The organism is Leucobacter sp. HNU (assembly GCF_047946755.1).
Lineage (GTDB): Bacteria > Actinomycetota > Actinomycetes > Actinomycetales > Microbacteriaceae > Leucobacter.
The window spans coordinates 2,487,451-2,502,409 of the sequence record NZ_CP178837.1 but is presented as its reverse complement, the minus strand read 5'-3'; the positions used below and the strand labels follow the sequence as shown (position 1 = coordinate 2,502,409).

General features: G+C 71.2%; 14 protein-coding genes and 2 pseudogenes. 11 read left to right on the top strand and 5 right to left on the bottom strand.

Features of this window, described 5'->3' with window-relative positions; genetic code table 11:
• Window positions 1-76: 76 nt before the first annotated feature.
• From AB3K78_RS12330 to AB3K78_RS12315, 4 genes and pseudogenes are all read right to left on the bottom strand, one after another.
• On the bottom strand, window positions 77-991 hold the full coding sequence (locus AB3K78_RS12330; RefSeq protein ID WP_416443657.1) for an ADP-dependent NAD(P)H-hydrate dehydratase: 915 nt from the start codon (window positions 989-991) through the stop codon (window positions 77-79).
• Window positions 988-2,750 (bottom strand): annotated as a pseudogene (locus AB3K78_RS12325) (phospho-sugar mutase). Before AB3K78_RS12325 ends, AB3K78_RS12330 begins: the two are co-directional and overlap by 4 nt.
• A gap of 143 nt (window positions 2,751-2,893) precedes the next feature.
• Entirely contained in the window at window positions 2,894-3,394 is a 501-nt protein-coding gene (locus AB3K78_RS12320; RefSeq protein ID WP_416443655.1) for a substrate-binding domain-containing protein, read from the bottom strand.
• Window positions 3,340-3,879, bottom strand: coding sequence for a LacI family DNA-binding transcriptional regulator (locus tag AB3K78_RS12315; protein ID WP_416443653.1), 540 nt, complete (start codon window positions 3,877-3,879; stop codon window positions 3,340-3,342). Before AB3K78_RS12315 ends, AB3K78_RS12320 begins: the two co-directional genes overlap by 55 nt.
• A gap of 144 nt (window positions 3,880-4,023) precedes the next feature.
• Between AB3K78_RS12315 and AB3K78_RS12310 the strand changes: the two are divergent.
• From AB3K78_RS12310 to AB3K78_RS12285, 6 genes and pseudogenes are all read left to right on the top strand, one after another.
• Window positions 4,024-4,728 (top strand): annotated as a pseudogene (locus tag AB3K78_RS12310) (amidohydrolase); the annotation flags it as partial.
• Between the two features lie 167 nt (window positions 4,729-4,895).
• Window positions 4,896-5,720 carry an amidohydrolase gene (locus AB3K78_RS12305; protein ID WP_416443651.1) on the top strand — a complete coding sequence of 275 codons (825 nt, stop codon included), beginning with the start codon at window positions 4,896-4,898 and terminating at the stop codon, window positions 5,718-5,720.
• Window positions 5,721-5,785: 65 nt separating this feature from the next.
• A complete protein-coding gene (locus AB3K78_RS12300; protein WP_416443649.1) occupies window positions 5,786-6,691 on the top strand; it encodes an ABC transporter substrate-binding protein in 906 nt (301 codons plus the stop codon).
• Window positions 6,692-6,801: 110 nt separating this feature from the next.
• Window positions 6,802-7,686, top strand: a complete 885-nt coding sequence (locus tag AB3K78_RS12295; protein ID WP_416443647.1) for an amino acid ABC transporter permease — start codon at window positions 6,802-6,804, stop codon at window positions 7,684-7,686.
• A complete protein-coding gene (locus AB3K78_RS12290) occupies window positions 7,683-8,447 on the top strand; it encodes an amino acid ABC transporter ATP-binding protein (RefSeq protein ID WP_416443645.1) in 765 nt (254 codons plus the stop codon). Before AB3K78_RS12295 ends, AB3K78_RS12290 begins: the two co-directional genes overlap by 4 nt.
• 187 nt (window positions 8,448-8,634) lie before the next feature.
• Window positions 8,635-9,018 (top strand): hypothetical protein, encoded by a 384-nt coding sequence (locus AB3K78_RS12285; RefSeq protein ID WP_416443643.1) that lies wholly within the window; start codon window positions 8,635-8,637, stop codon window positions 9,016-9,018.
• Between the two features lie 16 nt (window positions 9,019-9,034).
• Here AB3K78_RS12285 and AB3K78_RS12280 read toward each other — a convergent pair whose 3' ends face one another.
• Window positions 9,035-9,586 (bottom strand): Lrp/AsnC family transcriptional regulator, encoded by a 552-nt coding sequence (locus AB3K78_RS12280; protein ID WP_416443641.1) that lies wholly within the window; start codon window positions 9,584-9,586, stop codon window positions 9,035-9,037.
• A gap of 174 nt (window positions 9,587-9,760) precedes the next feature.
• On the opposite strand from AB3K78_RS12280, the gene AB3K78_RS12275 reads away from it, so the two are divergent.
• Genes AB3K78_RS12275 through AB3K78_RS12255 form a run of 5 tightly spaced genes read left to right on the top strand, consistent with a single transcriptional unit; the run spans window position 9,761 to window position 14,930 of the window.
• Entirely contained in the window at window positions 9,761-11,332 is a 1,572-nt protein-coding gene (locus AB3K78_RS12275; RefSeq protein WP_416443639.1) for an ABC transporter substrate-binding protein, read from the top strand.
• 58 nt (window positions 11,333-11,390) lie between these two features.
• A complete protein-coding gene (locus AB3K78_RS12270; RefSeq protein WP_416443637.1) occupies window positions 11,391-12,401 on the top strand; it encodes an ABC transporter permease in 1,011 nt (336 codons plus the stop codon).
• Window positions 12,398-13,309: an ABC transporter permease gene (locus AB3K78_RS12265; RefSeq protein WP_416443635.1), complete on the top strand. Its 912-nt coding sequence runs from the start codon at window positions 12,398-12,400 to the stop codon at window positions 13,307-13,309. The genes AB3K78_RS12270 and AB3K78_RS12265 overlap by 4 nt, the downstream gene beginning before the upstream one ends.
• Complete coding sequence (locus tag AB3K78_RS12260) at window positions 13,306-14,142, top strand: ABC transporter ATP-binding protein (protein WP_416443633.1); 837 nt, start codon at window positions 13,306-13,308, stop codon at window positions 14,140-14,142. The genes AB3K78_RS12265 and AB3K78_RS12260 overlap by 4 nt, the downstream gene beginning before the upstream one ends.
• On the top strand, window positions 14,139-14,930 hold the full coding sequence (locus AB3K78_RS12255) for an ABC transporter ATP-binding protein (RefSeq protein WP_416443631.1): 792 nt from the start codon (window positions 14,139-14,141) through the stop codon (window positions 14,928-14,930). The genes AB3K78_RS12260 and AB3K78_RS12255 overlap by 4 nt, the downstream gene beginning before the upstream one ends.
• Window positions 14,931-14,959: the final 29 nt, after the last annotated feature.

The window sequence follows — 14,959 nt, the reverse complement described above, 5'->3', positions numbered from 1 at the left end:
AGAGATCCCGGTCGGCCCGTCCGCGTCTCTGCGAACGGTGCCGCGTCGGGGCGATCCCGCGCGCGGCGTCCGTCGCTCAGCTCGCGATCGCGCCGGTTCCGGCGGAGCTCACGGAGCGGAAGGCGTGCGGCAGCGCGGCGACGAGATCGAGCGCGGTGATGGGGGATCCGGCTCCCCGCGCCTCCGGATCGCGCGCCGCGATGCGGGCGGCGGAGTCGTGCAGCAGGGCCGCGGTGGCCCCGAGCTCGACCACCGCGGCGGGCCGCTCGCGCAGGTGCTCCGCGTGCGCGGCCAGGAGCGCGCCGAGGATCCCGGCGAGGGCGTCGCCCGTCCCGGCGGTCGCCAGCCACGGCGTCGCCGGACCGTGCGCGATCGCGCGCCCGTCCGGATCCGCGCAGATCGAGACGGACCCCTTGAGGAGCACGGCGACCCCGAGCTCGGCCGCGAGCTCGGCGGCGGCCCCGGCGCGTCGCGCGACGCCGGCCGGGGATCCGTCCTCGGTCGGCGGGGTGCGCCGGATGAGACGTGCGAACTCCCCGGCGTGCGGGGTGAGGATCAGCGGTGCGGCATCCCCTTCGCGCCGCTCGACGAGATCGAGCGCTCCCGCGTCGACGACCACCGGGGCGGTGCCGTGCAGCAGTTCCAGCACCTCGGCCTCCTCGGCCGCCGTTCGCGCGGACGGATCGGTGCCCGAGCCGATCAGCCAGGCATCGCAGCGCCCCGGACCCGGCACCGTCTCGGGGTGCCGGGCGAGCACGGCCTCGACCGGCGACGGGAGATCCGGCGATGCGTCCCCGAGCGGCGCAACGTATCGGACCATGCCGATGCCCGTGCGCCACGCCGCCGAGACGCCGATCACGGCGGCGCCGGGATACCGCGCGGACCCCGTGCGCACGGCGAGCACGCCGCGCCGGTACTTGTGGTCCTCGGGTACGGGACGCCGGAGCCAGGCGGCAGCGCGACCGGGCGACCAGCGCTCTGGCGCGTTCACGCCGGCTCCGCCTGCAATCCGTCGAGGTAGTCGCGAACGGCGGACTCGAGCCGCCGCAGGCGTTTCTCGGCCTTGCGCCGACGATCGGCCACGGAGCCCTTGCCCGACCGGGCGTCGAGGTAGATCTTGAGCTTCGGCTCCGTGCCGCTCGGCCGGATCATGATCCGGGAGCCCCCTGAGAGGTCGAAGCGGAGCACGTTGGCGGGGACCTCGGCCGCGCCGGGCGCGCGGAGGTCGGTGAAGCGCTTCACCTCGACTCCGCCGAACTCGGTCGGGGGTCCTGCCGGACGAGTTCGGCCAGGCGTTCCACCCGGTCGACTCCGTCGAGCCGCACCACGATCTGCGAGCTCGTGAAATGCCCGAACCGCTCCGAGGCCTCGTCGAGCCGATCCCACACGGTGCGTCCCTCCGCGGCGAGCTCGCGCACCATGGCGATCGCATCGGCGCTCGCCTGGATCCCGTCCTTGTCGCGGACGACTCCGGGGAACGGCAGGTATCCCAGGGCCTCCTCGTAGCCGAACACCAGATCGGGCACCCGGGACACCCATTTGAACCCCGACAGGGTCTCGACGATGCCGAGTCCGTGCGCCCGAGCCACGGCGCCGAGCGCCGGCGAGGACACGATGGTGTTCGCGAGGGAGCCCGTGACGGGGATGCCGTCGCGCTCGGCCTCGCGCAGCCGTCGCTCGGCGGCGCGCCAGCCGAGCAGCAGGCCGAGTTCGTTGCCGCTGAGACGGCGGTAGGCGCCCCCGCTCGCCGGGTCCGGGGCGGCGAGGCCCAGCCGGTCGGCATCGGGGTCGTGCGCCACGATCAGGTCGGCGCCGACGTCGCTCGCGAGCGCGTAGGCGAAGTCGAGCGCGCCCTCCTCCTCGGGGTTCGGGAAGGCGAGGGTCGGGAAATCCCCGTCGGGGCGGTCCTGCTCGGGCACCGGGAGCACGTGCGGGAGGCCCGCGGCCGAGAACACGCGACGGCCGAGCTCTGCGCCGACACCGTGCATGGCGGTGTAGACGACCGTGAGCGAAGCGGTGAGGTCGGATCCGGCGTCGGGCGCGATCCCCGCGACGACCGCGGCCGCGGTCTCGCGCACGTACGCGTCGGCGAGCTCCGGCCCGGCGATCGTGATCGCGGTGCCGCGTTCGATCTCCGAGAACGGCCGCTCGGCCGCGACCGCGATGCGGGCCGCGATCTCGGCGTCGACCGGCGGTGCGATCTGGGAACCGCCGTCGGCGTCCCCGAGGTAGACCTTGTAGCCGTTATCGCGCGGCGGATTGTGGCTGGCGGTGATCATCACGCCGGCCGATGCCCCGAGGTGGCGTACGGCGAACGCGGTGAGCGGGGTGGGGCCCGCCTCGGGCAGCAGGGTGACCCGGATCCCGGCGCCCGCGAGCACCTCGGCGGCGTCCCGCGCGAAGACCTCGGATCCTACCCGGCCGTCGTAGCCGACCACGGCCGTGGGCGGGTTCGTGGTCGCGCCGCGCGCCGCGCGGTCGCGCAGGTACGCGGCGAAGCCGGCGCTCGTCTGCGAGACGACGACCCGGTTCATGCGGCGCGGCCCGGCGCCGAGCTCCGCCCGCAGCCCGGCGGTGCCGAAGGCCAGGCGGCCGTCGAAGCGGTCGCGCAGCTCGGCGCGCGCGGCGTCGTCACCGGCCTCCGCCGCGTCGGCCAGCGCCTCGGCCTCGGCGCGGGTCTCGGGATCGGGATCCTGCTCGGCCCACGCGCGCGCGTCCGCGCACAGCCGAGCATCGGTGGTGTCGGTCATCGCTGCCCCTTCCGCCTGTCTCCCCGCGGTCGATGCTTCACGCTAGCACCCGCGCGGCGGCGGTCCCGGCGCGTCGCACGGGTGTTCGGGCGCGCAGCTGCGGCTGGATGTGTGCGAGCGGATGCACGCGACCGCAGCCGCGGTCAGCCCGAGGCCCGCTCGACCAGGGGCGAGGGCACGGTGCGTCGGACCGGTCGCTCGGGCCGCTCCGCGTCGAGCATTTCGAGCAGGAGCTCGGCGCAGGCCCGGCCGAACTCGCGGGGCTGCAGGTCGACGGCGGTGATGGAGGGGGTGTGGAACTCCATGAGCGGGCTGTCGACGCCCGAGATGAGACGCACGTCGGTGCCGACCCGCTTGCCGAGGGAGCGCAGGATCCCGGCGATGCGCACCGCGATGCCGTCGCCCGCGGTGAGCACCGCGTCGCATCCGGAGGTCTCGTCGAAGAAGCCGGCGAGCGTGCGCAGGATCTCCTCGTTCGAGTCGTGGAACCCGACCTCGGCGATCCGCGGTTCGAGACCGTGCTCGGCGCACCAGGCCAGGTACGAGGCCTCGAGTTCGAGGGTCCACTCCGAGACGCGCTCGATCTGGATCATGCCCGGCCGCTTCGCGCCGCCCGCGAGGAACCGGTCGAAGACGGTGCGCACGAGCTCCGTGTTGGGGGATTCGACGATGCCCCAGGGGTCGCCGAAGCCGCGCGGGGGCGGTCGCCGGTGACGACGGGCAGGTCCTGGGCGAGGATCTCGGCGACGCCGGGGTCGTCGGAGTGCGGCTCGATCATGAGGTAGCCGTCGACGGCCGGGAACGTGTCGAGGCGCGCGCCGTGGGCCGCGTTGGGGAGCACGAGCAGCGGGATCCCGCTGCGGTGCAGGGCCTCGGCGACGCCGTTGGTCGCTTCCGTGTAGTAGCCGAAGTGCACGGCCGAATTGGGGAGGTAGAGGCCGATGGCGCCCGCGCGCGAGCTGCGGAGCGCGCGACCCGCGGGGTTGGGGCGGTAGCCGAGCCGGTGGGCCGCCTCGAGCACGCGGTCGCGCGTCGCGGCAGAGACGCCGGGCTTGCCGTTGATCGCGAGGGAGGCCGCCGCTGTCGAGACGCCGACCTCCCGCGCGACGTCGGCGAGGGTGGTGGTCATCTGCGTGCTCCTCGTTCGGCGGCTTGCGGGCTGTTCGACTCCAATGCTATCTTCCACTCAAACGATTAACCTAAAACGATTGAGCGATGGTGCTCGGCCGTCCGGCCCCGCAGCAGCGACTCGATCCCGACGAAGCGGGAACCCATGCAGCAGCTCACGATCGCCTTCACGGGCGGCGAGGTCTTCGACGGCAGCGGCGCCGATCCGGTGCGCACCGACGTCGGAGTGATCGGCGACCGGATTGCGGCCGTGGGCATCGAAGAAGTGGCGGCGATGATCGGTCCGGAGACCCGCGTGGTCGACCTGAGCGGCGGGCTGCTGCTGCCCGGCCTCATCGACTCGCACGTGCACCCCGTCGAGGGTGGCCTCGAGCGCCTCGGCTGCGACCTCTCGGGCGGCTGGACCCGCGAGGACTACCTGGAGACCGTGCGGGCCTACGTCGAGGCCAACCCCGACGCGGACTGGATCCTCGGCGGCGGCTGGCAGATGGCCGCGTTCCCGGGCGGATTTCCGCTGGCGGCCGACCTCGACGCGATCTGCGCCGACCGCCCCATGGCGATCTCGAACCGCGACCACCACAGCACCTGGGTGAACACCGCCGCACTGCGGCTCGCCGGGATCACCCGCGACACCCCGGACCCCGCCGACGGCACCATCGAACGCGACGCGTCCGGGGAACCGACCGGGACGCTGCACGAGGGCGCCCGCATGCTCGTACTCGGCCTCGCCCCCGAACCGACCCGCGCCGACATGTACGCCGCGCTCATGTCGGCCCAGGAGTACCTGCATGCGTACGGGATCACCGGATGGCAGGACGCGCTCATTGGCGACTACGGCAACCACAGCTCGCAGGAGGTGCACGTCTACCGCGAGGCCGTCGACCGCGACGAACTGCACGCCCGCGTCAACGGGGCCCTCTGGTGGGACCGCACCCGGGGGAGGAGCAGATCCCCGAGCTCGATGCCGTGCGCCGCGAGTTCCAGGGGGACCGATTCCGCATCACGACGATCAAGATCATGCAGGACGGCGTGGTCGAGAACAAGACCGCGGCGGTCAGCGCCCCCTACCTCGCGGCCGGCTGCGCCTGCGGCGACGCCGGGGACACCGGGATCTCCTTCGTCGAGCCCGAGCTGCTCGACCGGATCGTGACCCGCTTCGACGCCGACGGACTGCAGGTCCACTTCCACGCCATCGGCGACCGCGGGGTCACCGAGTGCCTGGACGCGGTCGCCGCGGCGCGCGCGGCGAACGGCGACGCGGGCGCGACCCACCACATCGCCCACCTGCAGATGGTGCACCCCGACGACGTGACGCGCTTCGGCGCGCTGCGGGTCGCCGCGAACATGCAGCCGCTCTGGGCCTCGTACGATCCGCAGATGGTCGACCTCAACGTGCCCCTCATCGGCGAGGACCGCACCGAGTGGCAGTACCCCTTCCGCAGCATCGCGGAGGCCGAGGGCCGGCTCGTCGCAGGGTCCGACTGGCCCGTGACCACCGCCGACCCCTGGCTCGGGATCCACGTGGCCGTGAACCGGCAGCACCCCGAGGGGCATCCCGACCGCAACGAGCGCGTGTTCGTGCCCGGGGAGCGCCTCGAACTCGGTGCGGCGCTCCGCGCCTACACGCGCGGCGGCGCCGAGATCAACGGCTGGGAGCGCGAGGTCGGCACCATCGCCCCGGGCTTCGCCGCCGACCTGACCGTGGTCGACCGCAACCCCTTCGCCGCCCCCGCCTCGGAGATCGCGCGCACGCGCACGGTCGAGACCTTCTCGCGCGGTCGATCCGTCTTCCGCGCGGCCGACCCGACCGGATCGTCCGAACGGGCCGAACCGGCCGCATAGACCGCGGGCCCGGCCCGCCCCAGACCACCACCCACACTTCCGCACACCACGCAAAGGAGCACCCCATGTCGCTGAAGCGCACCCTCGCCCTCGCCGCCGTCACGGCGGTCGCCATCTCGAGTCTCGCGGCCTGCGCGCCGCAGGTCGACGACAAGAAGAGCGGCGACCAGACCGGCGTCGACCTCGCCAAGATCTCCGTGAACAAGGACGCCGCGGCCAAGGTGCCGGCGGAGGTCTCGAAGGCCGGCAAGATCATCATCGGCGTCGACCCCACCTACGCGCCGAACGAGTTCAAGGACAAGAACGGCAAGCCGATCGGCTGGGAGGTCGACCTCATGAACGCCGCGGCCAAGAAGCTCGGACTCGAGACCGAGTACCGCGTCGCGAAGTTCGACAACATCGTGCCGAGCATCCTCGGCGAGAAGTACGACCTCGGCATCGGGGGCTACTACGACTCCAAGATGCGCCAGGAGACGATGGACATCATCGACTTCTTCAAGGCGGGCAACCAGTTCGCGTCGCCGAAGGACAAGCCGATCACCGAGGAACTGCAGGTCTGCGGCATGAAGGTCGGCGCCCAGAACGGCGGCTCCGCGATCCTCGACTACCTCCCCCAGGTGCAGAAGAAGTGCGACGCCGCGGGCAAGGGCAAGATCGAGATCCTCGGCTACGACACCCAGGACGAGCAGACCGCGGCGCTGACCCTCGGCCGCGCCGACGCGATGGTCTCGGACTCGCCCGTCACGAGCTACGCCGTGAAGCTCAGCAAGGGCAAGCTCGTCGGCTCGCCCATCTACGACGAGGTGCTCTCGGGCGCGATCGTCAAGAAGGATCGCGGCGAGTTCGCCGAGGCCCTGCGCGCCGCCGTCCAGGATCTGTCCGACGACGGCACCTACTCGAAGCTCCTGAAGTACTGGGGCGTCGAGCAGGGCGCGATCGAGCAGATCACCATCAACGCCGCCACCAAGTAGCCGTCAGGAGTCTCCGTCACCATGAGAGCATCCGCTCCCGACCTCGGGATCCCGCCCGAGGTGCGCATCCGCGCCGCGCGCGCAAGCATCCCTGGCGCACGGTCGTCGCCGTGATCCTGCTGCTGGCCGTCGTCGCCGTCATCGTCGACGCGGCCGGTCGCGAGGCCTACGACTGGAACGCGTTCCGCACCTACCTGTTCGATCCGCGGATCGTGCAGTCGGCGGGCATCACCCTGCAGCTCACCGCCTACTCCATGATCGTCGCGATCGCCCTCGGCGTGCTGCTCGCGGTGATGCGGCAGAGCCCGAACCGGGTGTTCGTCGCCGTCGCCTGGGCGTTCATCTGGATCTTCCGGGGTACTCCGGTGTACGTGCAGCTCGTCTTCTGGGGCCTGTTCACCACGATCTACAAGACCGTGACCGTCGGGCTCCCGTTCCAGCAGCCCTGGTTCTCGTTCGGCACCGCCGACCTGCTCGACGTGTTCTGGATCGCGGTGCTCGGCCTCGCGCTCAACGAAGCCGCCTACATGGCCGAGATCGTGCGTGCGGGTCTGCTCGCCGTGGATCCCGGGCAGACGGAGGCCGCGACGGCGCTCGGCATGAGCTGGGGGCAGAACATGCGCAAGGTCGTGCTGCCGCAGGCCATGCGCGTGATCATCCCGCCGACCGGCAACGAGATCATCGGCATGCTGAAGACCACTTCGCTGGTCACGGCCGTGCCCTACAGCTTCGATCTCTACACCCGCTCCCGCGACATCTCGTCGGAGACGCTGAACCCGATCCCGCTGCTGCTCGTGGCCTCGGTCTGGTACATCGCGTTCACCTCGATCATGATGGTCGGCCAGTACTTCCTGGAGCGCCGGTTCTCGCGGGGTCACGTGCGCCGGGTGAGCCGCGGGCCGAAGGGTCCGCGGGCGGGCGCGGGCGTGACGAAGGTGATCAGCGTCGTGCCGGCGTTCGGCGCCGACACGGGCGACAACGGGAGGGTCTCATGAGCGAGTTCATGGTCGAGGCCGACCAGGTCCACAAGGCCTACGGGCACAACCACGTGCTGCGCGGGGTGTCGATGAACGTACGACCGGGTGAGGTGAGCTGCCTGCTCGGCCCCTCCGGTTCGGGCAAGTCGACGTTCCTGCGCTGCATCAACCACCTCGAGAGCATCGAGGGCGGCAGCATCCGCGTCGACGGCGAGCTGATCGGGTTCCGGGAGCGCGGCGGAAAGCTGCACGAGCTGCCCGCCAAGGAGGCCGCGGCGCAGCGCCGCGACATCGGCATGGTGTTCCAGCGCTTCAACCTCTTCCCGCACATGACGGCGCTCGAGAACGTCGCGTGCTCGCCGATCACGGTCAAGGGGGAGAAGCCGCAGGCTGCCCAGGCGCACGCCCGCGAACTGCTCGAGCAGGTGGGGCTCTCGGAGAAGGCGCAGGCCTACCCGAGCGAGCTCTCGGGCGGCCAGCAGCAGCGGGTCGCGATCGCACGTGCGCTGGCGATGCGCCCGAAGCTGATGCTGTTCGACGAGCCGACCTCGGCGCTCGATCCCGAACTCGTGGGTGAGGTGCTCGAGGTGATGAAGCAGCTCGCGCGCAGCGGCATGACGATGATCGTGGTCACCCACGAGATCGGCTTCGCCCGTGAGGTGGCCGACACCGTCACGTTCATGGACGAGGGCGTCGTCGTCGAGCAGGGGTCGCCGCACGAGGTCCTCGTGGATCCGCGCGAGGCGCGTACCCGGGACTTCCTCTCGAAGGTGCTGTAACCGCGCGCGGCCCCGGTCCGAAGGACTCGGTCCGGGGTCGCGCGGCCGGGGCCGCGCGCTCCGCCGGCCGGCTTCCCCCGAAACCCGTCCGGCGGAGCGCCCGGGCTCGGCCGCGCTCCCGGCGGCGGGATCCACTAGCGTGGGAGCGCCCGCGCGATGGTCGTGCGGCGCCGCACGGGGGGACGCCATGATCCGGGAGCACATCGAGATCGTCGAGAGCGCGATCGAGGGGGAGCGCGTGGCGGTTCCGCTCGACGGGACCGTGTTCGAGATGCTGAGCTCCTCGACGAGCGCGGTCGCCGCGGAGCCGACGCGCTTCTCGTACTTCGAAAACGACGGCGTGGTGTGGGGGGACTACGCCGGCGACACCGTGGTCGAGGGGCGCTTCGCGGGGGTGCGCGAGGGCGACACCGTGCGCCTCTCGTACAACCACCGATCGGCGTCGGGCGCGCTGACGCACGGCAACGCCGTCACGGTCGTGTCCCGCACCGCGGACGGCGCGCTGCGGCTCACGGAGTTCTACGCCTCCGCGGCGGGTCCGGAGGCGAGCGCCTGCGTCGAGGTGCGCTGACCGCGCGTTCCCGCGTTCACTCCGCGGCCGAGGGGCTGCCGTGGCGCGCGCGGATGAAGCGCGTCATGCCGGCGACCTGGCCGTCGAAGTCCTCCGACGCCGGAGAGCGCTGCGCCGTCGCGGCCGGGAGCGCCGCGAGGGTGCTGGCCTCGTCCATGAGGAAGACCGTCTCGGTCGACTTGATCGAGGGCCACTGCGCGAGGCGCAGCGAGACGAGGCCGTGGATCCCTGCGACGTCGGCCGCGCGCACCAGCAGCATGGCGTCGTGCTGCCCGGTCGTGACGGCGAAGTACTCGAGTTCGTCGACCTCCGCGAGCGCCTCGCGGAACTCCGTCCAGCGCGCCTGCTCGAGGGTGACGAAGACGAGTGCGGAGATGCCGAGGCCGACGGCCCGCGGATCGATGTCGGCGCGGAAGCCGGTGATGACCCCGGCCTGGACGAGGCGTTCGAAGCGCTGGTAGGCGTTGGAACGCGAGATGCCGAGCTGCTCGGCGAGCGCGTTGACGGAGAGCCGCCCGTCGCGGCGCAGCAGATCGATCATGCGGCGGTGGGTGTCGTCGAGCTTCACTCTGTCCCTCCTTCGGGATCCGTGCATCCATCATTCTGGACGAATTGGTGAAATACCGCGGGGTAACCGAAACGTTACGTGCGATCCGGCGGATCGGGTAGCACGAAACGGCGGCTTCACAGCATAATTCCACTCAGGTCCGTTCGCGGACCGTTCGATCATCAAGGAGATCCGATGAAGCATTCTCTGTCCCGCGTCCTCCTCGGCGCGACGGCGGTCGCCGCGACGGCGCTCGCGCTCACCGGCTGCGCCGGCGGACCGAACGCCGGCGGCGGTGCGGGCGGCAAGTCGCTCGTGGTCGACGCCTCGTTCGACCTCAAGACCGCCGACCCGAACCGCGAGTACGAGACCACCGGCTCGATCGTGGCCAAGGCGCTCTACCAGACGCTCCTCACGTTCAACGGCAGCGACGTCACCAAGCCGGTCGACGGCCTCGCCAGCTACGAGATGAACGCCGACAACACGGTCATGACCCTCACCATGAAGGGCGGGGCGAAGTTCTCCGACGGATCCGAGGTGACCGTCGACGACGCCGTCTTCTCGCTGCAGCGCGTGCAGGGCGTGAAGGGCAACCCCTCGTTCCTGCTCGACGGCGTCAAGGTCGAGAAGACCGGCGACAAGACGCTGACCCTCACCTCTGCGAAGCCGAACCCGGCGCTGCCCTACATCCTGCCGAACCCGGCGCTGTCGGTCGTCAACCAGAAGGTCGTCGCCAAGAACGGCGGCACGAGCGACGCGAACGACAAGGCGGAGGCGTTCCTCAACGGCGAGTCCGCGGGCTCCGGCCCCTACACGCTCGAGTCCTTCGACGCGGCGAAGCAGGTCGTCTTCAAGGCCAACCCGAACTACCAGGGCGACAAGCCGGCCTACAGCCGCGTCGTGCTGCGCAACGTCGAGGGCCCGACGCAGAAGCTCAACGTCGAGAAGGGCGAGTCGCAGGTCGCGCTCGACCTCAACCCCGACCAGGTCGCCGAGCTCTCGGGTTCGAAGGTCAAGATCGAGAGCAACGCCTCGCGCTACATGATCTTCCTGCTGCTCAACCAGGATCCCGCCGTCAACAAGCTGACGAGCAACCCGGACTTCGTCAAGGCGTTCAAGCTCGGGGTCGACTACGACAAGATCGTCGACCTCGCGGGCAAGGGCTCCGTGCGCCCCGGCGGCGTCGTGCCCTCGCTCTTCGACGGCTCGCTGAAGGCCGCCGACGGCACCCAGCGCGATGTCGCGGCGGCGAAGGCCGCGCTCGCGAAGTCGGGCTACGCGGGCGAGAAGATCACGCTGAACTTCCCGAACGACATCACCGTGCAGGGGCTCTCGCTGCAGAACGTCGCCGAGAGCGTCCAGGCGCAGCTCGCCGAGGTCGGCATCACCGTGCAGCTCGCCCCTGCGCCCGTCGCCACCGAGCTCGACGCCTACCGCAACGGCAAGGAGACCGTGGGCCTCTGGTACTGGGGCCCGGACTTCCCGGACCCCTCGAACTACCTCGTGTTCTCGCCCGGCGAGCTCGTGGGCCTGCGCGCCGGCTGGAAGGCCGGAGCCGATGACGCGGTGACGAAGGCCGCCACCGCGGCTGCGGCGGCCACCGGGTCTGACCGCGCGTCGGCCTACGGGGACTGGCAGAAGCAGCTCAACGCGAGCGGCCCCTTCATCCCGCTGCTGCAGCCCGCCCAGAACGTGGTCATGGCGCCCAGCGTCTCCTCGGTGACGACCAACCCGGTCTGGACCGTCGACCTTGCCCTCATCAAGTAGCCAGACGCGAGCGATCGCCACGGCCGAACGTAGCGCGCGAGCGGGCATCCACCCGTTCGTGCGCTACGTCGCCGTGCGGCTCGTGGTGACCGTCCTGCTGATGCTCGGCGTCACGGTCGTCACCTTCACGCTCACGAACCTCGTCCCCGCCGACCCGGTGCAGGCCGCGCTCGGCGAGCAGGCCGCCGCCAACCCCGAGATCGTCGCCAAGTTCCGCGCCGAGCAGGGACTCGACCAGCCGATCCCGATGCAGTACCTGCGCTACGTCGGCAACATCTTCCAGGGCGATCTCGGCACCTCGGTGCAGAGCCACCAGCCGGTCGCGAAGGAACTGGCGGCCGCGTTCCCCGCGACGATCGAGCTCGCGCTCGCCGCGATCGTGTTCTCCGCGATCGTCGGCATCGGACTCGGGCTGTGGGCGGCGCTCAAGCGCCGCACCCTCGTCGATCAGGTCATCCGCGTCGTGAGCCTCATCGGCCTCTCCTGGCCGACGTTCTGGCTGGCGCTCGTCGCGTACTACCTCTTCTTCTTCCTACTCGGGATCCTGCCGGGTTCGGGCCGCCTCGAACCCGCGAGCATCCCGCCGCCCCAGGTGACGGGCATGTACACGATCGATGCGCTGCTCGCGGGCGACCTCTGGACCTTCTGGGACGCGCTCCGGCACCTGATCCTGCCCGCCTCCGTGCTCGCGCTCTACACGATCGGCCTGCTGACGCGCTTCTCGCGATCGGCGGTGCTCGAGGTGATGGACATGGAGTACGTGAAGGCCGCGCGCGCCAAGGGACTGCCCCGCCGCACCGTGATCTTCGGCTACATCCTGCGGGGCGCCTTCGTGCCGATCCTGACCGTGCTCGGTCTCGCCTTCGGCTCGCTGCTCTCGGGCACCGTGCTCGTCGAGCAGGTGTACTCGTGGCACGGCCTCGGCCAGTACTCCTTCGCCGCGGCCACGAAACTCGACCTGCCCGCGATCATGGGCGTCGGCCTGATCGTCGGCATCGTCTACATCGGACTGAACTTCGTCGTCGACCTCCTGTACGGCGTCGTCGACCCGAGAGTGAGGGTGGTATGAGCACCGAAGCTCCCCAGGCCGCCGGCGCCGCCGAGGTGCTGCGCCGCGAGGCGCCGCGCAGCCGCCGGTTCCGCATCAACCCGTCGTTCCGCACGCCGCTCGCGATCACCGGCATCGTGATCGCGGCCGGCTGGCTGCTCATCGCGCTGCTCGCGCCCGTGATCGCGCCGGCGGATCCGCTGGCGCAGGCGTTCCCGCGACTGCAGCCGCCGAGCGCGGAGCACTGGTTCGGGACCGATCAGGTGGGCCGCGACGTGCTGTCGCGCGTGCTGCACGGATCCCGCGTCTCCCTTCCGCTGTCGCTCGCGCTGGTCGCCGCGGCCATGGTCCTCGGCGGCGTGCTCGGCGCCGTCGCCGGGTACTTCGGCAAGGCCGTCGACGAGGTCATCATGCGGCTCTCGGACCTCGTGTTCGCGTTCCCGACGATCATCCTCGCGATGGTCATCACCGCGGCGCTCGGCCCCAACCTCACGAATGCGGTGATCGCGATGCTGATCGTGTCGTGGCCGGCCTACGCGCGCGTCACCCGCTCGCTCGTCGTGAGCGCGCGGGGGCAGGAGTACGTGGTCGCCGGACGCCTGCTCGGGGCGGGGCCGTTCACCACGCTGCGGCGCGACATCCTGCCGAACGTGCTCGCACCGGTCTTCGTGCTGGCCACGCTCGATGTCGGCACCGCCATGCTGCTGCTCTCGGGCCTCTCGTTCCTGGGCCTCGGCGCCGTGCCGCCGACTCCCGACTGGGGTGCGATGGTCGCGGGCGGCATCGAGCAGTTCTCGGCGTGGTGGATCTCCGCGTTCCCGGGCCTCGCGATCTTCACGGTCGTGATGGCGTTCAACTTCATCGGCGACTCGCTGCGCGACTCGCTCGACCCGCACACGCGGGATGCCGTGCAGGGGAGGGCCGTATGAGCGGTGGACTGCAGATCCGGGACCTGACGGTCACGTTCGGCTCGGAGCGCGATCCGAAGCCGGTCGTGCGCGGGATCGACCTCGACCTCGAGCCGGGCAGGATCACGGGCCTCGCCGGCGAATCCGGCTCGGGCAAGTCGATGACGGGCCTCGCCATGTGCGGGCTGCTGCCCGGCGGCGCGCGCACCGGCGGCCGCATCGACTTCGACGGGCGCAACCTGCTGGAGCTCGACGAGCGCGCCCTCACGAAGTACCGGGGCAACCGGATCGCGATGGTCTTCCAGGATCCGACGGCGAGCCTGCACCCGATGCTGTCGATCGGCCGTCAGCTGACCGATCACCTGCGGGTGCACGCCGGCGCCGACAAGCGCACGGCGCGCGAGCGGGCGATCCGCACGCTCGAGCTCGTGCGCGTTCCGGATCCCGCGACGGCGATCAAGAAGTATCCGCACCAGTTCTCGGGCGGGCAGCTGCAGCGCATCGCGATCGCGATGGCGATCATCTGCGAGCCCGAGATCCTCATCGCCGACGAACCCACGACGGCGCTGGACGTCACGGTGCAGGCCGGCGTGCTGCGGCTGCTGAAGCAGCTCTGCGACGACCTCGGGCTCGCGGTCATGCTCGTGACGCACGACCTCGGGGTCATGTCGAGCCTGGCGGACCGCATCTCGGTGATGCGGCAGGGCGTGATCCTCGAGGAAGGTCCGCGCTTCGAGGTGCTGCGGCGTCCTCGAGAGGCGTACACCCGGGCGCTCGTCCAAGCGCTGCCCAACCACCTGCCGTTCCTCGACGAGGACGGCCGACCGATCGAGGGAAGCGAGGCCGTGCGATGACCGAGCCACTGCTGTCGATCCAGGACCTGACCGTCCGCTACCGTCTGCCGGGCGGCGGTGCGCTGACCGCCGTGAACGACGTCTCGATCGATATCGCGCCGTCGAGCGTCGTCGGACTCGTGGGGGAGTCGGGCTGCGGCAAGTCGACCCTCGCCCGCTCGGTCTGCGGGCTCGAGCCGATCGCCCACGGCAGCATCCGCTTCGGCGGGGCCGCGGTCGGCAAGCTCGGCATGCGGCGCCGGCCGCGTGCGCTCATGGGGATCCAGATGGTGTTCCAGAACCCCTACGCTTCGCTCAACCCGCGGCGCACGGTCGGCAGCCAGATCGAGGACGGCCTGCGCGCGAATCCCGAGTCGACGAGCTGGAGCGTGGCGGACCTGCTGCGCGAGGTCGAGCTGCCCGCCGATGTCGGGAACCGGTTCCCGCACCAGTTCTCGGGCGGGCAGCGGCAGCGCATCGCGATCGCACGCGCCATCGCGGCCGGGCCGAAGCTGCTGATCGGCGACGAGCCGATCGCCTCGCTCGACGCCAGCCTGCAGGCCAAGGTCGCGGCGCTCATGCGGCGGCTCGCGCTCGAATCCGGCGCCTCGCTGCTGTTCATCAGCCACGATCTCGCGGTCGTGCGCACCATCGCCGACGAGGTCGCCGTGATGAACGCGGGGGTGATCGTCGAGCGCGGACCGTCCGAGCGGGTCTGGTCCGATCCTCGGGAGCCGTATACCCAGCGGCTGCTCGCCGCGATCCCCGCCGTCGACGGCCTGGGCACCCTGCCGGGGATCGACGAATAGTCGCTCGCTCGCGGAGCGGGCCGGCTTCC